Raw genomic sequence first — 18,565 nt, 5'->3', positions numbered from 1 at the left:
ATAATTTATGGTGAATATTAAAGATTTTACTGATGATAAGTTAAAAGAAAATAACGATAGCAACAACAATGGCAATGGTGGTTCACGCGTTACAAGTGGTAACGGTGGTCTACAATTCAACGGTATGAATGTACAAACAGGACCAGAGCCATCCGACTTCATTATCGACCATACTGCTTCCAATAAACATGATAAAATCCTTTATCGTGATGAAGATATTGAGCGTATTGTCACGATTTTAAGTAATACTCGCCAATCCAATGTGTTGCTATTAGGTGAAGCTGGTGTCGGTAAAACCGCCATTATCCGAGAAATCGGACGTTTACTAAAAGGTAAAACGTATGTCACGCAAATGCTAGGTGACGGTATTAAACTGTACGAATTAGACTTACATCGTATCGTAGCAGGAGCGAAATATGCTGGTGATGTAGAAGAACGTATCAAGCAACTTATCGAGTTCATTGATGATTGTGGCAAAAACGCTATTTTCTATTTAGATGAAGCTCATCGTTTATATGGTGACAACGATCCGATTCTGTCGAAAGTAGCAGAGGGATTAAAGCCGATATTAGGTCAGAACCAAACTCGATTTATCCTTAGTACGACTACGCAAGAGGCACGTTTAAGTATCGAAAAAGACCGAGCAATTAAGCGACGTTTTATGAAATACGCGCTAAAATCTTTAACAAATAGCCAAACGTGTGAAGTGCTAGAGGGTTTCGCAAAAGACTTGGAGCAGAAACTAAAAGTCGTCATTCCCGAATCGCTTTACCCTCAAATCGTAGCACAAGCGAATCAACACTTTATTTATATGGCTCGACCAAATAATGCTTTGTCTTTATTAGACACATCGGTGAGTCAATTGCGCTCGAATTGGATTAAATTAAGCATTGCCAATCCGACTGCATTTGCGACAATTAACGGTCAATCCCCTATGATATTAAACATTGATTTAATAAAACAGGTGGCTCGTAATATCGCATCAAATGGCTCAAATACCAACGGAACAGTCGATATTGCTCGTATTGAACCCGAAATTAAGCAACACATTAAAGGGCAGCATAAAGCGATTGAAAGTATTGTTCCTAAGTTAAAACGTAAAGTTCTCGCATTTAGAGAAGCGAAACGCCCAATGACCTTACTATTTACGGGACCAACTGGTACGGGTAAAACCGAAATGGCGAAAACAATTGCTAAAGTATTATTCCAGAATGAAAACCAATTTATTCATATTAATCTGAATGAATATCAAGATGGAACGTCATTGACGCGTTTATTAGGTGCTGGTGAGGGTTATATCGGCTCGAATTCCAAACGACCACTACCATTAGATAAACTGGAAGAAAATCCGTATCAAGTGGTGCTCCTTGATGAATTTGAAAAGGCACATCAAACGGTACAATTGGCTTTCATGCAAGCTCTTGACGAGGGAGAACTACAAACGAATCGTGGAAATACAATTCTGTTTAACCAAGCGATTGTCATTGCGACAACTAATGCGGGTGTAGAGGTATTGACGAAAAATCGTATTGGTTTTGGTGGCGATAATTTAATGTCCGAGTCCAATACAGACGAATTGATTCAAGCCTTATCGAATGATATTCGTCCTGAACTATTGAACCGTTTCACAGACATTATTCCATTCTTACCTTTAACATTAGATGAATATAAAGTGATACTGAAATTGAAATATCAAAAAGTAACGAAAGAAATTACGGAAACACAGGATATTTATGACTTCCCTATCGCTGAATTAGATACGGATTATGAAGAAATAGATGCACTTGCTAAAGAAACGTATGATCCGTTACTAAATGGTAGACCTGCTGAACGCAGCATCGAAGAATGGATTGAAAATCTGTTAGTCGAGGAATTGCCAATTGAATTAACAAAGGTATAACCAAAAGGGCTATCTAGTTGAAAACAACTAGATAGCCCTTCTTTTTTTGTTTAAAAAGTGTCGGCTCTCTTTTAGAAAGAGCCAACACCAGTCAGTTGTTTGTAATTAAATTAAAACGTCACTGACGTAATAAACAATGGAAGGTGTTAATTGATATGCCAATCGACTTAAACGAAACAACAAATGTTGGAACAAACGATGATTTAATGGAGAACCTATTCGGGACACGAATGGATAAACCACGCGTAACACCAGCTTTATTTGATTTAAAATTAACTGGGAATGGTTACGGTAAAGTAGGTTACTTAAACCATTTGTTCGCTAATGTTAAAGACAATTCTTCTTTAACACCGCACTTACATGGTGATAAAACAGGGTTTAAATTCGGTTTCAAGAAATTTGTACCGAAGAAAGGTGACTTCATCCAATATCCAGGCGATATTTTAAAAGCAGAACTGAAGAAACCGAACACGTATATTGAACGCTTAAATTCGACACGCACAGAATTTAATGGAAATGGTTGTGTGACTGAAGAAATGTCAGTAATTGCTCCAAGTCTTTATACATCGCATTTTGACGAGTTTTTCGTGAAACACAATAATTCAAATAATCCTGTAGAAGTATCGGCTACAAGTGATTTATTTAACCTAAAAGAATTGAAAAATATCGCTGAAAATGCAGTTGAATTAGAAGATATTATGAAACAAAATGGAAAATTAACAAATAAAGAAGAAATGACATTGAAAGATACATGGAACACTTTATTTGTGCCGAATGTACAGAGAACACACCAAGTCTTTACGAAAACGGAAGTAACGTACATTTCAAAGAATCGTACAGTTATCGTCAAAGATGAATTAGATAAAAAGAACCCAACTGCTCCACCGAAACCGAAGAAAACGGAGAAATTCGATTACTTCTTTGCACCAACAACAAATATCGCTTTTTATCCAAATGAATTAGCGATGAATCAATTAACTCCAGATAAGGCTTACGTTATTCATTTCAATCAATTAACGGCTAATCTGAACGCAGTTATCAATCTGATGAAGAACCAAAAAGATAAAGTCTTTATTATTCGTATTCCAACGAAAGGCTTTGAACAAAATTCAAAAGCGAAAGCGCTCATTCTTGATAATTTAACTAAACTGGTGGAATTAAGTATCTTGAACGATCCAACAGATAGTCCAAACATTATGCTACGATTTGTCGAGCTAATGGAGAATGAAAATTTACGTGACGCTTTAGAACATCAAGCTATAAATGTTCGTGACCACTCAACGGATATGTTAATTCAATTAATGGATTTAGTTGCTAGAAATCGCGTGGCGTATCGAATTGATACAGATAAATCGGCTCAACTTGTTCATATCGCTTTACTGACGTTTAGCCGTATCGAAGCATTAGAAGAATCATGGGTTACCGTTGAAGATTATAACCGTATCTACAAGAAACTGAAGGAGCTTCAAGCCATATTCGATTGGTCTGATGTTAAACTACGTCAGCTATCGTCTACTCAACTACGTTTAATGTTATCGGAAAATCTGTACCTACTTGATGTGGAACGTAAAAACGGTCAGTTGTATCAATTTAAAGCTGGAAATCAACAAGTCCATGATGATTTCATGCAAGATCCAAAATATTCAACGCAACAAAAAGCGATTATTACAACAACAGAACCACTTGCTACCGTATCAGCTGGTGCGGGTTCGGGTAAATCTTATACACTGATTGGACGACTTGAATATTTAAAAGCACAAGGCGAAGATTTATCACGTACTATGGTGCTTAGTTTTACCAATGCTGCCGCACAAAATATCACAAGTCGTTATCCGAATATCAAGTCGCTTACGCTAGGTGACTTATTTAATAAAATTTATTCGCTAACTTTCCCCAACCAAGTCTTATCGCATCCGACTACATTTAAAAATGCTTTAAGTTGCGTCAATGTTGAAGCGAATGTATTTAAACGCTTTAATCTGAAACGTATGATGGAGGCAAAACAGTTATTTATCGGATTAATGGACCAATTATCTCCGTCTGGTTTCGTAAAACCCGATGTAGCAGCCGTATTATCGGTACTATCGAATTTCATTGCTGAATACTACGAAGAAGCGATGGCATTAATGAATTCGATTCATCAGACAACATTAGAGCTTCAACCAATTGTTATCTATAATATGTTGCTGAATAGCCCACACCTTCTACAAATTCCTGTAGAATACGATGAAATTGACTTCATCATTACAGATGAAAGCCAAGATATAAGCACATTTGAATACATTTTACTGTTATCACTCGTAACGATTCGTAAAATGAATATGATGATTATTGGTGACGGAAGTCAAACATTGTATGAATTCCGAAATTCCAACCCTCGATTCTTAACTGCAATTGAAGCGTCTGGTGTGTTCGAGTCGTTCCGATTAACAACGAATTATCGTTCAAAACAAGCCATCTTAAACTATGCGAATCAGTTCTTACAAGTAATTGACGCGAATAAAATCGCTAAAATTCAATTACAATCGAATAGTTTAGCACCCGTTACACAACAAGATATTGATAAAGCTATCAAAATTAAATATGTAATGCATGGTGATCATAAAAATGAACGCAAACAAAATGAAACGTTAGGTAGATTCATTCAAGAAAATGCTGATTTTAGCGATTGGTTTTTATCGCGTGTTCGTAATGGCGAGCAAGTTGCCTTTATGTCACATACACGAAAAGAACTGGACATATTAGAAGAAAGTATTGGTGAATTACTATCGCTACATGGCTTACACAACACGCAAATGGAGCGTATTGTAACAACTCGTGAAAAACCGAAATGCCAATTGAGTGACATCATTAATAAAAAGTATGAAGAATTAATCGACTTTGATGTAACGCAAAACTATGAAAATGAACTGAAAGATTACTTTTGCGACCAAATCTTAGAAAGTTTCAAAAATAAAGCGAAAGCATTTGTTCCATCATATGTTGAACGTGTATTGAATAAGATTTTATCATTAGGTGGTGTAGCAGCTACTAAGCATGAAATTTTAGTCGGTAATTCAGATAAACGTATGCTAAATGGCTTTGTTATCCAAGCATTGATTGATGAAGAAATTCGTTTAAATGCAATGGCTAACTTTTTAAATAAACAAACAAATGCAACTAAAGATTATTCGAGTGTACCTATCATTTTAACTACGATTCATAGTGCAAAAGGATTGGAATTTCCTCATACAGTCGTAATTTACAATAGTATGCGTAAAACTGCGAAAAAACAGGAAACACTTCGTTTATATGGTGTAGCTCTAACACGAGCAAAAGAATCTGAATTCATCATTGAGCTAAATGACGCTATCGGATTAAGTAAAGTAGCGACTTCGGACTTAGTAGGTATGTATGGAACACCGATTAAGACGGCTAAGTTACGAATTGATCGTGAAGCACAAGGTTTATCAGCTGGTGTTACAACTTATGATGACGGTGAAGAAGAAGAATAGCAAAAAACCTGTATCTATTTTAGATACAGGTTTTTTTACTTGCTATGAAGTTACATCGGGATAAAACCTTCAGGTAATACTTCAGCTTTTTTAAACATCGCTTCTTCTTCTTCAACGCACATTGGAATCAATTTGATATACCCTGCTCCTAGCTCAATAACTTCGTTAAAACGGTCTGCATAAGATTCATTGATATAGCGTTCATTTGGAATAGATACCGAGAAATCAACACGACTAAAGCCGTCTAATTCACGTTTGATTGTCGTCCATGAATTGGAATCAAATACGATGTAACTAGATCCACCAGACATTAGTACCGAACGTAATGTTTTAAGCTCCGCAGCAGTTATCGTTTCCAGCGGTTTTTTAATTAAGAACGATACAAAAGCACCTCTAAATGAACCATTAATTGTGCCAGCTACATCATCTATAAGTAAGAACCCTTTTTCTGCTTCCCATTCTTTTCTGATTGCGTCGATTGTTTGATTGTTTGTCATTTCGCCCACTCCTTTGTATAAAATACGAACTTTTGTTCTTGTTAAATATGATTATACAGTAACGAAATGATAAAAACAAGGTAAAAATGATAATTTTTTACTTTTTAGTTCTGCATTAGTGCAGAGTTTTAAAAGTGTATTTAAAACTAAATAAAAGTTCTTATATTTATTGATTTAAAAGAGTTTAAATAAATAAATATAGAACTATTCTAGTTTTTATTTAGTTTATGCGATATTTTTGTTATAATAACCGAGCGAGGTGACAATCTAAAGTGAAAAATAATGAAATGTTTTTAGAGCAAATCCCTATCGTATATGACCGTTTCAGAAGTCAAAAACATGACAGATTACTTCCTGTTCATATTTTTGGTACGTCCAGCAAAGGAAATTCGGTCTATATTAAAAATTTGCATCTCTTAATTGATTTAGGATTACCTTTTAAACGCTATACAGAGTACAATTTAGAGTTTTTCAACGATGTTGACTACATTATCTTGACGCACGAACATGGCGACCATTTGAACCCTTCTACGCTTTTAAAGATTTTAAAAATCTATCCGCATATTAAGGTTCTGATTACAAAACGTATGGCTCATGCAATCATGTCTGAAAGTTTTAGTCATCGCATAAAGCAAGATATTCTCCGTCTTTATACAACCAATGATAATTTACGATTTATGAACGTTTGTCATACCCATTTAAAGACAAGAGATTTAGTTGATGTTGAATTTATTCCACACATTACGAAACATGGCGACATCACAAACATTGCGATTGAACTGAACGTTCCACAATTGTCACTTCACCTTCTCTACGCATCCGATTTAGATAATTTGTATCGTGATGTCACTGGTGAAACCGATGGATTACCGCACTATAAAGACAATCCATTTAATTTAATCTTCCTCGAAGCAAATTACGATGAAGAATTATTGCATGAAGCGTTACGCCTTGATCCGAATGATATTCGAGCAAAGGGTAACTTGCGACACATTAGCGAACAAGCTGCATGGCAATATGTACAAAAATATTTATCTGATGATGGTTACTTTATTCCACTACATTCAAGTGGCACATACGGAACGTTGAATCAGTTTATAAAATAAGGAGTTTTTTGATGAATAAAATTGATAAGATGAACACGAAAAGTAAGGCAGCTAAGATTAGTTTAATCGCTCGTATGAAAGATACGAAGGTGAAGGAGGATAAAAAGGAGAAGGTCTGGACGCGTAAAATTCGATTCTATGCCCTGCAATTCTTAAAAGCTATTGGTATCCTATTTCTCGCGTCACTTCCACTCAATATCGTGGACGGCATGATTACTAATTTAGCTCTAACTTTAACGGACAAAACAAATGTGAGTTACTTTGCAGATAGTGCAAGACTAAACTACATGACGACTGTTGCATCAGGTATTTTCCTATTAGGTATCTATGCTATTTTCTTTAAATTGAATTGGTCTTTCGCTAAAAAACAGTCTAAAACAAAAGAAAATGGAATGTAACGCGTATGAATACTCTAATTGATGTTAGTGAAAATCGAACACGCACCGAGAATATTTTTCGTTATATTATCGTTTTACTGTCATTAGGTTTCCTTTATTCTGCTTGGCAAATGTTTCAGCAGTTTACCTTTATGCAATTATTAGAGGAACACTATATCACATTACTTGTAACAGGTGTTGCCTTAGTGATTGGTGTACTGTTTCTTTTCGCTCTTATTAAAGACCGTACCAAGAAACCTAATTTAGACGGAACGATTGAATTACACTCATGGTTTGGGGCTAAGGGACATCTCTGTAAAATCAATCGCAACATTAACCAATTCTTTTTATATGTACTTATCCCTTACCTCGTTATTCGTATGTTTGCCCTACTGAATGGTCTATTTACAAGTTGGATCATCACCACTTTTCATATAAAAGTAGAAAAAGTCACACAAAATCAAGAAAACTTGAATCAATTAGCTAATGTTAATACAGACTTTTTAATCTATATGTTCATCTTAACCGTTTTATTTGCTCCAATTGTAGAAGAAGTGCTTTTTCGCTATCTAGCAATTGGCACTAAACTACAACCCAAACGATGGTTTTATTTACGCGCTGTTTACTCAGCGAGCTTGTTCACTGGATTACACGTTACTGGAGAATTTAGTGATTTTCTAAGTGCAATGGATTGGAAATCATTTTCAATTTTAGCTCTTAGTTTTATACGTTATCTGATACCCGCAGTCGTATTTACTTTTGTTTATGTAAAAACAGGTAAATTACGCTACAGTATCGGTATTCATATACTAAATAATGCGATAGCAGCACTTGTCAGTTACTTGTAACTGACAGTGGCCGCTATCGTTTTTTCTATGTAACAAATTTAAAAAAAATGGAGTGATAAAATGCCAAACATATTACCAGTTACCATTTCTGTACAAAACACTTTAATCATTCGGAGCAATTATGTGAACGAACTGAAGAATCTATATCGTGATGTATTTTTAACGAAAGCTCAAAATGGTTTAACTCGATTTGAAAATAAAACCTACTGCTTCTATTCAAAGTTTGAATTTGATACAGATGATGGCTTCGCTCAACTCAATGCTTCATTCAAAACGAAAGACTCGCATATTGCGACATTAATTGACGAATTGGTGATGACCTATCCTCAATTCGATTACGAGTATTGTTATCGTAATAATGAATTGTTGTTAGCTGGTAGAAGAATCTATCAAGAACGCGAGTTAATTTCAGAAGATACCTTTGAAGGTGAAAATGAACTTGAATATCCTAGCTTTTTATCTACCATTTGGTGAAAGGGAGTAATCGAAATGAAGTTTAAATACAATAATGCCTTAGTTATTGCTGGATATTCGCTTGAATTAGTCAGCGAATTGAAAGATTTGCACAAGGAATTACAATTGAAAAACGAACCGTTTAAAACGGCTACTGGTAGCAAATACGACCTTTCAATTGTTCAAGAAAAGTACGGTATTCTTACCATTGAAGGCATCACAGACGCACCTATTGTCGATGATATAACGACCTTAGCCAAAACCTATCCTCAACTGGAATTTGAATATTTTTTCGATAATAATGTCGAATCGAATAAACCAACAGACGGTGATTTCCAAGCTGGTATTTACTCGTATGAATTAGGTGTAGCGATTTATGAAGAAGAAATCGAAAATGCAGATGAAAATGACGTAGAACTACTATTCGATCAATATTAATGAACTTATAAGATAATCGCTCATGCTATTTTGCTTGCGGTTATCTTATTTTAATCCAAAGAAAGAAAGGTGATTTTATGAATACAAATGAAACGAATCCAATCAATAATAATCAACTCACCTTCCCTGAAGTTGAAAATGTTGTTATCGAAGCCCAATTGAATGAACAGAATGAAACGGTTGCTTTACAACCCGTACTCGTTCAGCACGAGTTGAATGAATTAATGTCCGTATCACTTATGAAAGGTAACGCCATTCAAGTTACGGACGAATTTTCACTTGCACTCAATCAAATTTCTGAAATGGTCCAATCCGTTGAACGTTTAACGAATATGGATATTGCGACAATTCAAGAAGATGAACTCGATACCAACATGAAAGAGTTAGCTGAAGCACAAAAGTTGCGTAAGTTAGTCGCAGAGGCTCGTAAAAGCGTCCGTAAGGAATTTGACGCTATGCGTGACACAAATATTAGCCAACTTGATTCAAAACTCGCAGAAGCAGGTTTTGAAGCCTTAGAGAAGATTGATAAAGATACCAAAAAGTTAAAAGAAGATATTCGAGCACACCGTATCAACCAACACTGGGAAGATTTACGCCCTGTATTTGATGCAACGATCCAAACGTTTGACGCCATTTCACGTATCGCTCCATCACTTGCTGATTTCAGTACCTTCCGTATTCGTAATCCTAAGCTCGTAACGGGTGCTAAGAGCTTTAAAGTAACTGACAAGCATCGTACCGAAGTAAATAATGAAATGAATATGATTAACCAGAATTTACTCCAAATTGAAGAAAATCGTCATGGTCTTGCTATGCAGAATCAACAAAATCTATTGAACGACTTCCTTCACAATCCAACAAATGAAAATTTCCTTGCTCGTCAGTCCTACTATATCGACTTAGATAAAGCACAGAAACAAGCTGAAATTCAACGACAAGAGCAAGAACGCTTGAAACAGGAGCAGTTAGAACAACAACGACTACTTCAGCAACAACAACAGGCTCAACCGTCACAATCCGAACAGGAGCAGTTGAATCAGATGAATCAGATGAATCAGCAGCCACCCGTTCAGCAACAGTGGAATCAACAACAACCACCTCAAAACGTGACAATGTTTAATCAACAAGAAGCCTTTGCTCGCCCACAAGCAACAAATGAATTTGCATGGTTAGCCGAATTATCGACTTTAAACCCCGAATATCGAAATCTCGCAACGAATGAACGCACGAAAATGGCAGTCCTTTATGATTTATTCCACAAATTAACCGATAGCAATACGGTATTCGGACAAAATGTGGGAACAGACGTTGATAAAGTGATGAAAACCGTTCGTTATATCATTGATTTATAGCGGTTTACTAAGACATACCTTCATTGGTGTGTCTTTTTTTTAGCGTGTACTCGCTTGATAATTTGCCACCAGTTCATCAATATTCATTTTTTTTGGCTTTTCAGTCGTCACAGCTAATTCCGTATGGCTTGTTGCTTTACTTTTTTTGTACAAACGCTCCATTTCTTCAACAGAATTAGTAGGTTTTTCGCTCGTTCCGATATAACTTGGAATTGCACGTTGCTGATTTATTTTTTTAGGTGAATTATTGTTACCAGTAAGATTAAAACCTTCGAGTGCATTTTCAACAGCTTCGCTTGTTAATCGCTCATTAAATTTTTTAGCAGCACCGAATACATAGCCCATGATATTCCCTATCGAACCTCTTTTAAAGCCTTCTAAGGCTTTTGTAAACGTTGATTTAATCCACTTAATGCCGATTAAAGGAAATTGATTTTGAAGGTCTTGAACTTCATTTTCATAACTTGAAAGAGAAAGGTTATCACGTAAAACGGGTGTAACCGATTTTTGTTCTTTCGTTTCTTTCTCTTTAGGTTCCTGTTCTACTGTTTTAATCTTTTCATCTTTTTTGTTTAATTCTTTTTTGTTTAAAGAATTGTTTAAAGATTGTTTGTTTAATGTCACCTCATTGGGTAACGGTTGGGTTACGAGATTTTTGCTTTTAGTGACCTCGCAAAATGACGTTGTAAAAGTAATTCCTTCTTTAACAAACGAGTTCAATTTCTCCGTAATTGTTGTCTTTGTCGCCACTTCATTTTTAGCAGATGATGGGTTCTCCAAAAATTCGATAAAGGCTTTCGTATTTTCAGTATCGTATTTTTGCCAAACAATGATATTCGCACTCTTTAAATTTGTTCTCGAATTCTTCGTTTCATACATTTTAATAATGCCGAATTTTTCAAGTAGTGGCATTAAATTCGTTACCGTTGTTTTAGACGTAACTTTTTTCTTTGTATTTGCTTGATCAATGACTGTTTTGTAAGTAGCGTTCGCTAGACCAGGCACTTTACACATATATTTCTTCAACATATGTAAAAACTCGTATCGTGCTCCTACTAAATATTTTTTTAAATCGCCCATCGTCATTTCATAATGCTTATTAAATTCGGCTACTGATTCAAATACCCCTAATTCCTTGAATTTTAAAGGGTTGATGTCATATGTTAAGTATTCTTTTTTCATTGAAGTTGCTCCTTTTGAAACGAAAAAAAGACAAATTCGTATCGATTACGATACAAACCTGTCTTTTAAAGTCACCAAAAAGAAATTTGATACTTGAAAAATAGCCAAATACTTAGTAAAATAAGGCTATAAAGCTAATCAATTCGATTGATTGGCAGCATCAAACTTAAATTAAAGTAACTAGAAATGAAAAAGTTGTAGCGTATGTTCAGGATACGTGAAGCGATTTTAGAAGGACTGCAATCCGACTTAAATCTCGTTATTAGTTGCTTTTTTTTACGTTCATTTATGTATTTGTTACATATTATTATACTATTCTTCACTGCATAACGCAACTTAAAAATATCCGGAAACGTTGATATAACAAGGTTTGAGAGCTTTCTCACACTTCGTTGTATCGACGTTTTTTTAGTGTTTTTACTATAGGAGTAAAATTTAAAATAAAACTAATTCTTCATTATTCCACCCTCCACTGTTTGCAGGGTGTATTGGATAACTTAATTCAGAAGGGTATTTATGAATTTTCTCTGTATAACATTTTATAATTTCCAACACCTCATCAATTCTTTGGTCGTAATCAACTTTTGAACCTTTAATTTTATTTTTCATCCCCCAACCAACTGCGACTGTATCGATTTCTGGTCTGAATCGGCTAAGTTGCTTACGAAGTTCTTGATTATTTTCTCGAACATTTACCAAGTCCCGAATAGAAGCATGTGAATACGTGCCAAGATCCGTAGCATAGACACTCGCTAAATTCAAAATAACCAATTTCGAATATCCTCTTTCATAGAAATATTTAGATAATTTATTCGCAGTCTTATCGGACTTTACTCTATTATTCTCTATTAATCCCGCTTTACTAGGGTTTTTGCAAACCACATAAGCAACTGGATTATCACTACTTCTATTTATAAATGGAATTTCTATAGAATATCTGTGATTCAATTCATTCGCATCACTAGGACAAATATTTAAACTTCTACTATCTACATACTCTTTGAAATAATAATTCATGCAATTAACAACCTTCCGTTCCTATATTTATTAATCATTATCTTAAACTCGAAAACATAGATAAATTTTAACATCAAAAATGGGAAATTGTTACTTTTATTCAAAAGAAGGAAAGTGTCCTTCTTTTTCTATAATTAAAACCAATCAAAACAATTTACATTGTTTTGAGGTGGCAGTCTTATGTCTGCCACTGAAAAAAGAAATATTCCCTTCGGGACTTTTCGAAAAATGGCTCATTTATTCCAAATGGGCCTTTTTTCTTTTCAAAACTTCTTTTTTGAGTAGGTCTTGTGGAGATTATAGAGCTTTTTATCAATTATAAATCGTTCTATCAATTGAAAAGAATGTAAAAAAACTAAAAAATGAAAGAAGGAATTGAATTATGAAGAACAAATTAGTTATGGCAACAGCATTAACAGGAGCGTTGTTTGTATCATCTTTTGGAGCGAACGCAATCCAACCAATCGAAGCAAAAGCAGCTACTACGATTGAGTCATATAAAACCGAGTACCAAACAACTCAAAACTTAATGTTACGCCAAAAAGCTGATTTTAAAGAATCAACGAAGAAGATCACCAAAGTTCCGAAGGGTTCTAAAGTAAAACGTACAAAAGTTTATAATATCGGTAAAAATTCATTTGCTTATATTACTTACAAAACATCAGCTGGTAAAACATACAAAGGCTTCATCAGTAACAAGTATTTCAAAAAGGTGAAAACGTCTAACTATGTAGATATGAAGAAAGCTGATTATAAATTAACTGCTGGTATGATTTTACGAGCAGAGGCGGGTACGTCAACAAATATTAAACAAATCAAACACGTTAAAAAGGGTACAAAAATCAAATTTAAAGGTTATCGTACATTTAACGGTCAGAAATTCTTATATATGAACGACGGAAAAGTTCGTGGCTATTTAAACGCGAAATATCTAAAGAAAGTTGCTGAAAGCCCATTCGGGAAATATGTTGAAATCGAATATGATACAAAGAACTATTTCTATCAATCAAATAAAATTTCTCATATCTATCCAACGTTAGGTGATTTTGATAACTGGAGATGGAATGTTGATTACGATGCTGGAACTGAACGTGTTTATGGTTCACAAACATACAATGGTGTGAATTATTACGATACACAAGTAACGAAAGACATACGTGGTTGGGTTGAAGCTTCGGCACTTAAATTAGTGAAATATAAGAACCCACCGAAAGACTAATTAAAAATACACCACAATTCTTTGGATTGTGGTGTATTTTTTTACCAAACCTTAAAATCACATTTGTATATATCACACAAAAATCAACTATGTTATAATGATGAAAAATATCATTTGAATGGAGGTTTTAAAGGTTTTATGAATAAAAAGCTAGGACTATTCATAGTTTTTATATTTTCTTGCCTTATTTTATCGGTTGGAGCAATGTTATTCCTCTATTTCGATGAACAGAAAGCACAAGCAACGATTAAAGATACTGGAGCTGAATTAGTCGATTCATACGATCCCGAAAGAAGTCAGCTTATCTTTGATTCACAATCAACTAACGAAAACGGCGCATCATCTATTAGTTATGACGCTGAATTGAAAAACTTAACGAATCAAGAAATACACGACGCTTCTTCTAATTTAGAAGCCATTAAAAAGCAAGTAGTCGGTACAATCCAAGCACCTTCTATTGAATTAAATTTACCGATATTAGAAGGGTTTTCAACTGAAAAGTTAGCCGTTGGAGTTGGTACGTTAAAACCGAACCAACATTTAAACAAAGTCGGTAACTTTGCACTTGCAGGACATAACATGAATACGAAAAATCCTGTTCTCTTTTCTCGAATCACACAATTAAAGGGGCATGATGTAACGGTTCAGTACAAAGGTAAGAAACAAACATACACGATTAACAGTATTAAAATTATCAAACCGACCAATATTCAATCCATTCAAGATGATGACGCAATTCAGAAAAACGAAAAAATGTTATCGCTTATCACTTGTACATTAGACGGTCAAAATCGATACCTTGTTCAAGGTGTCGCTAAATAAGAAAGAGGTGGACGAATTGAGTAAAAGTAACAAAATTATCGGTGCAACTGTTTTAGTATCAGTCATAGCGTCCTTTTCCATGTTTCAATCAGCAAAAGCAGATGAAGCAGCCATTGAAACGATGAGTAAAAAAGCAGTCGCACAACAAATTGAAATGAAACAAATTGAAGAAAATCATAAAGGTGACATCAGTAAGATTCCTGATCAATACAATGAAATGGAAAAACGATTAAAAAGCCTAATCAAGAAAGAGAAAGAATTACTGGATATGACGTTTGTAGATGGCGTATATCAAACTGAAAAGGTTCAATCGGTTGCTTATGCAGAACTAAATGAATCTATCGCTAATTTTTTCAAGAACCCCGAAAATGAATCATTTTTAGATGGACCATTCGTTAATAACCCTCGATGGACCGCAGAAATCTTTAAAAATTCAGCAACATCCGTAGGTGAGCTTCCCGTAATGATTGCTTATTACAATAAAAACGGTGATTTAACTCGAACTTTTGAATTGATTTACTACACAGATATAAAGAAATTTTCAATCGAGCGTAAGAATGTAACGAAAATTGGTTCTGAAACTGAAAATGAAGATTTCTTTAAAAATTCAGCTAATCACCACGACCAAGACCAATAACAAGAGATGAGGTTTCACTGATGAAAATTAAAGTCATTCTATTAGCAGTTTGTATCATTGTTGTTGGGTTTGCAGTGAATCATAAAGTGCAATCAAATGAACGATACAATCAAGCAGTCAAAGAATATACCGAAAACAAAGAGAATGTTGCGAGTTTAGATAAAAAGCTACAAAACAAAGAACTCGCTATCGACAATAGCGGTGCTCCTAGCCTTATCGTACAAGGTGACAACAAGCTAATCGAAAGTGTATTTGTAAAAGCAACTACATTTAAAAATGGTTCTGAATATCAAGCAACACGAAAAGAAATGGAATCTATCGTAAAAGCGAAATATTTCTTCAATACTTATATGCCTGAAGATAAAGACGTAACAGGTAACAGTTTCATTGATGGATCTAGCAAGAAAAGTTTATTTGATTCCATTAGTATTTATCAAATGAAAGAAAAGCGTCGCTACTTAACAACTGTAAAAGTCATACCTTATACAAAAGATGACACGATTGAAATTAAAGATAAAGACCGATTAAGAAAACGTACTGATTCCTTCTATATCACTGTTTCCAACGATGGTAAAACGATTGAAAAAATGGAACGAATCAAAGATTACAAGCCTTATAACTAATCAGTACCGAAAGGATTTAGAGGAATGAACCCGTTAAAAAAAGAACAATTAAACTACCCAGTCCATGACGTTGTATTACAGTCCATTGATAATTTTATTCAGAACGGAAATGGTATGAACATACTCCACCGTAATAAGAGTGATTATAAAAAAAAAGGTATAAATTATGTTGATATTGAGCGAGCTACATTTGTTCGATTTTTAGTATCGTCATACGGTTCAATTGAAACGAATATTTCCAATAAACTTTATCAGCAATTGATTGAAAATGATGAAAAAACATCCTATGTAACGATTCGCACGAAAAACCCTGGTCTAATTAGACAAAATGCAACACGTAGAAAAAGAATAGTAAACGCTATGGTCTATATGCAAATTCCCATTGAAGGTTACTTCAACGGAAAGTCTATTTTGAATCCTAACTAAAAAGAGTGTGGCCGATCTAAAGTCGGCAGCACTCTTTTTTTCGAAAGGAAGAACCGATGAAACTTAAACAAAATCAAGCAGTACGGAATTTCCCCTATCTATTCGTTCTGCTCCTAATACTCGCCTACACATTAGCAAATTATTTTAATGCCCTATCTTTCGTATCATTTAATGTGCATTTCACCGAACTTGGTTATTTTCATGTATTTCTAAGTTTGTTTTACTTTTTGTTTCATGCGAACACCTTGCATTTGATTAATAATCTAATCTTATTGAGCGCTGCTTCACTTATGCTGAATCTAGCCCCTTTCAAAACGTATGTATCATCTGAAATACAAGTACGAGTAATTGGCATATCTGCAATTATTGGAGCGATTATTTTCAAAATAACGTACACACTTGGTTTCCATGAACAGACCGTTTATCTAATAGGGGCTTCTGGGGGCGTATATGCTCTTGTAAGTTTCGCCTTAACACGAGTTCTATTATCGTTAAAAACCTTCTTACAACTTAAATACGTGCTTTTCATCGCTATCTTCATTATCTATTTGAGCGACCAAATAAAAATGGACGTAGCAACTGCTGGAAATGGTTCGATATTTGTTCATGGCACTGGTTATCTAATCGGTTGTATGTACGGTATTTGGGATTTTCATCAGAAAAACGTGAATTTACAACATTAAGCATGGAAAAGACGGAAAAGCACACGTGGACAATATATTTACTTTTGGAAATACAAAACGACCTTTCCATTGAGGAAAGGTCGTTAGGGACATTTAGCAAGCTGCAATAGCTTGACACGCCGTCTTGGCTACATGTTATTTTATGTACTAATCATAGCATAGATACCCAACAAAATCAAGTCCATTCATATATATTAGGATTCCCCATTCGATTGAATAATTTTGTTGCTAATGGCAATCGATCACTCTTACTAAGGAAATCATAATAATCCGAAACATATTTTTGAATGTCATCCATATCAACGAATTGTTTTAAAAGCTTTAATGTGTCAAATAATCGAATCTCATATTGGCTTCTCATAGGCTTTAAATTTAATTCTGCTGTCAAGCGAGCATTAATGGCCGTCTTACTAGATGTTCTAAATCGATTAACCAACTCAAAATGAGCACATGTATTTCGAAGTTCCTTTAAAATAGCGATTGAATTTAAGAATTTTTCTTTATCATTCGGCTTCATATCAAAGCTTTTTAAGATTTCGTTAAATATTCTTTTATCCAAGCCATACATTAACACTAAAATATCATTCAACATTAATGTCTTTATCGTTACCCAAAAAGGCGGATTATTATATTCATTCACATAATTAAAACGAATCTTACAATCGTCGATAAAATTCAGTCCATATATACGCTCTTTTGAAATATCCAGTTTTATTGAAATAGTCGTATTTGAAACTGTTGTCGATGCATGAATGTTTGATAAAAGACGCGCTTGTCGATTATTAAAAAACGTTAACGTCCCATCTTTTACTTCTCGAATTGAGGTTGAACCAAATCGCCCAGTAAAACGGCCTTTCAAAATTGTTTTGTTTTTAGACGTATTAAAAATAACGATTCCATCAAATGTCCCTCTAAATTTCCCATCAAAGTAATTATCTTTTCTGAACAATTTATGCTTTTTAAAATAAGAAACATATTCAGCTGGGCCATCGGTTTCATTAGGAATTCTATAATTTTCTATATCAATATAGTTATTGTTATCTTTCAACGTAGCACAATGACTTTTAGTAAAATAATAAGCAATTGCTGTTTTTAATTTCGTTTCAAACTCTGAAATTTTCGAAAAAATCATTGTGGAGAGTTGTGAATCAAATTCATATAACTCTACAAAATCATTAAAATGTTGATCTGTATAAGTTTTTGGAGGATTTTTAGGCTTGTCTAATAATAATGTTTCGAAACCATTAATCAAATCAAAATAACCTTTAGACAGGAGTTGCTGCTTTGATTCTTTATAAGAAGAGAATTGTAATCCCCTTGCTTTCAATAAACGCAGTTGGTCATAGACACTTTGAAATTCTTTATCTGCTGGCATTCCAGTCCCTCCTTTTTATCTTATTATAACAAATATTTTTGTTTCCTTCTTTGAAATATTGTTTAAATTAATATATTACAGGACGTTGTATTAAATCCTTTTCCTTATCGTCC

18 protein-coding genes are annotated in these 18,565 nt (G+C 34.3%); 14 read left to right on the top strand and 4 right to left on the bottom strand.

Annotated elements, in window-relative coordinates:
- Positions 1-7 precede the first annotated feature (7 nt).
- Entirely contained in the window at positions 8-1,900 is a 1,893-nt protein-coding gene (locus DEX24_RS10580) for an AAA family ATPase (protein WP_109306407.1), read from the top strand.
- 155 nt (positions 1,901-2,055) lie between these two features.
- A complete protein-coding gene (locus tag DEX24_RS10575; protein ID WP_109306406.1) occupies positions 2,056-5,394 on the top strand; it encodes a UvrD-helicase domain-containing protein in 3,339 nt (1,112 codons plus the stop codon).
- 50 nt (positions 5,395-5,444) lie between these two features.
- On the opposite strand, the gene DEX24_RS10570 is transcribed toward DEX24_RS10575, so the two are convergent.
- Positions 5,445-5,891 carry a hypothetical protein gene (locus DEX24_RS10570; RefSeq protein WP_109306405.1) on the bottom strand — a complete coding sequence of 149 codons (447 nt, stop codon included), beginning with the start codon at positions 5,889-5,891 and terminating at the stop codon, positions 5,445-5,447.
- A gap of 272 nt (positions 5,892-6,163) precedes the next feature.
- Here DEX24_RS10570 and DEX24_RS10565 point away from each other — a divergent pair, with 272 nt between their 5' ends.
- From DEX24_RS10565 to DEX24_RS10540, 6 genes are all read left to right on the top strand, one after another.
- Positions 6,164-6,997, top strand: coding sequence for an MBL fold metallo-hydrolase (locus tag DEX24_RS10565; protein WP_109306404.1), 834 nt, complete (start codon positions 6,164-6,166; stop codon positions 6,995-6,997).
- Between the two features lie 11 nt (positions 6,998-7,008).
- Complete coding sequence (locus DEX24_RS10560) at positions 7,009-7,395, top strand: hypothetical protein (protein ID WP_109306403.1); 387 nt, start codon at positions 7,009-7,011, stop codon at positions 7,393-7,395.
- A 5-nt stretch (positions 7,396-7,400) separates the two neighbouring features.
- Positions 7,401-8,222, top strand: a complete 822-nt coding sequence (locus DEX24_RS10555) for a CPBP family intramembrane glutamic endopeptidase (RefSeq protein WP_109306402.1) — start codon at positions 7,401-7,403, stop codon at positions 8,220-8,222.
- Between the two features lie 60 nt (positions 8,223-8,282).
- Positions 8,283-8,696, top strand: a complete 414-nt coding sequence (locus DEX24_RS10550) for a hypothetical protein (RefSeq protein WP_109306401.1) — start codon at positions 8,283-8,285, stop codon at positions 8,694-8,696.
- A gap of 15 nt (positions 8,697-8,711) precedes the next feature.
- Positions 8,712-9,113 (top strand): hypothetical protein, encoded by a 402-nt coding sequence (locus DEX24_RS10545; protein WP_109306400.1) that lies wholly within the window; start codon positions 8,712-8,714, stop codon positions 9,111-9,113.
- Between the two features lie 77 nt (positions 9,114-9,190).
- A complete protein-coding gene (locus DEX24_RS10540) occupies positions 9,191-10,468 on the top strand; it encodes a hypothetical protein (RefSeq protein ID WP_109306399.1) in 1,278 nt (425 codons plus the stop codon).
- Positions 10,469-10,507: 39 nt separating this feature from the next.
- Here the strand turns inward: DEX24_RS10540 and DEX24_RS10535 are convergent, their stop codons facing one another.
- Both DEX24_RS10535 and DEX24_RS10530 read right to left on the bottom strand, forming a co-directional pair.
- The gene (locus tag DEX24_RS10535) at positions 10,508-11,650 is read right to left on the bottom strand and encodes a hypothetical protein (RefSeq protein ID WP_109306398.1); all 1,143 of its coding nucleotides are present in this window, start codon (positions 11,648-11,650) and stop codon (positions 10,508-10,510) included.
- Positions 11,651-12,085: 435 nt separating this feature from the next.
- Positions 12,086-12,667, bottom strand: coding sequence for a DUF1643 domain-containing protein (locus tag DEX24_RS10530; protein WP_109306397.1), 582 nt, complete (start codon positions 12,665-12,667; stop codon positions 12,086-12,088).
- Positions 12,668-13,049: 382 nt separating this feature from the next.
- On the opposite strand from DEX24_RS10530, the gene DEX24_RS10525 reads away from it, so the two are divergent.
- The 6 genes from DEX24_RS10525 to DEX24_RS10500 all read left to right on the top strand — a co-directional run bounded on the left by DEX24_RS10525 (position 13,050) and on the right by DEX24_RS10500 (position 17,077).
- Positions 13,050-13,886, top strand: coding sequence for a hypothetical protein (locus DEX24_RS10525; RefSeq protein WP_109306396.1), 837 nt, complete (start codon positions 13,050-13,052; stop codon positions 13,884-13,886).
- Between the two features lie 138 nt (positions 13,887-14,024).
- Positions 14,025-14,708 carry a class A sortase gene (locus DEX24_RS10520; RefSeq protein WP_109306395.1) on the top strand — a complete coding sequence of 228 codons (684 nt, stop codon included), beginning with the start codon at positions 14,025-14,027 and terminating at the stop codon, positions 14,706-14,708.
- 16 nt (positions 14,709-14,724) lie between these two features.
- Complete coding sequence (locus DEX24_RS10515; RefSeq protein WP_109306394.1) at positions 14,725-15,345, top strand: hypothetical protein; 621 nt, start codon at positions 14,725-14,727, stop codon at positions 15,343-15,345.
- Between the two features lie 20 nt (positions 15,346-15,365).
- Positions 15,366-15,968 carry a hypothetical protein gene (locus DEX24_RS10510; RefSeq protein WP_109306393.1) on the top strand — a complete coding sequence of 201 codons (603 nt, stop codon included), beginning with the start codon at positions 15,366-15,368 and terminating at the stop codon, positions 15,966-15,968.
- Positions 15,969-15,992: 24 nt separating this feature from the next.
- Positions 15,993-16,394: a hypothetical protein gene (locus tag DEX24_RS10505; protein ID WP_109306392.1), complete on the top strand. Its 402-nt coding sequence runs from the start codon at positions 15,993-15,995 to the stop codon at positions 16,392-16,394.
- 56 nt (positions 16,395-16,450) lie between these two features.
- The gene (locus tag DEX24_RS10500) at positions 16,451-17,077 is read left to right on the top strand and encodes a rhomboid family intramembrane serine protease (protein ID WP_109306391.1); all 627 of its coding nucleotides are present in this window, start codon (positions 16,451-16,453) and stop codon (positions 17,075-17,077) included.
- Positions 17,078-17,252: 175 nt separating this feature from the next.
- On the opposite strand, the gene DEX24_RS10495 is transcribed toward DEX24_RS10500, so the two are convergent.
- Entirely contained in the window at positions 17,253-18,452 is a 1,200-nt protein-coding gene (locus DEX24_RS10495; protein ID WP_109306390.1) for an Abi family protein, read from the bottom strand.
- Positions 18,453-18,565: the final 113 nt, after the last annotated feature.

The organism is Kurthia sibirica, from assembly GCF_003143975.1.
GTDB lineage: Bacteria > Bacillota > Bacilli > Bacillales_A > Planococcaceae > Kurthia > Kurthia sibirica.
This window is presented reverse-complemented; position numbering and strand designations above follow the sequence as displayed.

Coding starts and splice junctions, on each gene's coding strand:
- DEX24_RS10580 (WP_109306407.1), top strand. CDS start 8: ATGGTGAATATTAAAGATTTTACTGATGATAAGTTAAAAGAAAATAAC.
- DEX24_RS10575 (WP_109306406.1), top strand. CDS start 2,056: ATGCCAATCGACTTAAACGAAACAACAAATGTTGGAACAAACGATGAT.
- DEX24_RS10570 (WP_109306405.1), bottom strand. CDS start 5,891: ATGACAAACAATCAAACAATCGACGCAATCAGAAAAGAATGGGAAGCA.
- DEX24_RS10560 (WP_109306403.1), top strand. CDS start 7,009: ATGAATAAAATTGATAAGATGAACACGAAAAGTAAGGCAGCTAAGATT.
- DEX24_RS10555 (WP_109306402.1), top strand. CDS start 7,401: ATGAATACTCTAATTGATGTTAGTGAAAATCGAACACGCACCGAGAAT.
- DEX24_RS10550 (WP_109306401.1), top strand. CDS start 8,283: ATGCCAAACATATTACCAGTTACCATTTCTGTACAAAACACTTTAATC.
- DEX24_RS10545 (WP_109306400.1), top strand. CDS start 8,712: ATGAAGTTTAAATACAATAATGCCTTAGTTATTGCTGGATATTCGCTT.
- DEX24_RS10540 (WP_109306399.1), top strand. CDS start 9,191: ATGAATACAAATGAAACGAATCCAATCAATAATAATCAACTCACCTTC.
- DEX24_RS10535 (WP_109306398.1), bottom strand. CDS start 11,650: ATGAAAAAAGAATACTTAACATATGACATCAACCCTTTAAAATTCAAG.
- DEX24_RS10530 (WP_109306397.1), bottom strand. CDS start 12,667: ATGAATTATTATTTCAAAGAGTATGTAGATAGTAGAAGTTTAAATATT.
- DEX24_RS10525 (WP_109306396.1), top strand. CDS start 13,050: ATGAAGAACAAATTAGTTATGGCAACAGCATTAACAGGAGCGTTGTTT.
- DEX24_RS10520 (WP_109306395.1), top strand. CDS start 14,025: ATGAATAAAAAGCTAGGACTATTCATAGTTTTTATATTTTCTTGCCTT.
- DEX24_RS10510 (WP_109306393.1), top strand. CDS start 15,366: ATGAAAATTAAAGTCATTCTATTAGCAGTTTGTATCATTGTTGTTGGG.
- DEX24_RS10505 (WP_109306392.1), top strand. CDS start 15,993: ATGAACCCGTTAAAAAAAGAACAATTAAACTACCCAGTCCATGACGTT.
- DEX24_RS10500 (WP_109306391.1), top strand. CDS start 16,451: ATGAAACTTAAACAAAATCAAGCAGTACGGAATTTCCCCTATCTATTC.
- DEX24_RS10495 (WP_109306390.1), bottom strand. CDS start 18,452: ATGCCAGCAGATAAAGAATTTCAAAGTGTCTATGACCAACTGCGTTTA.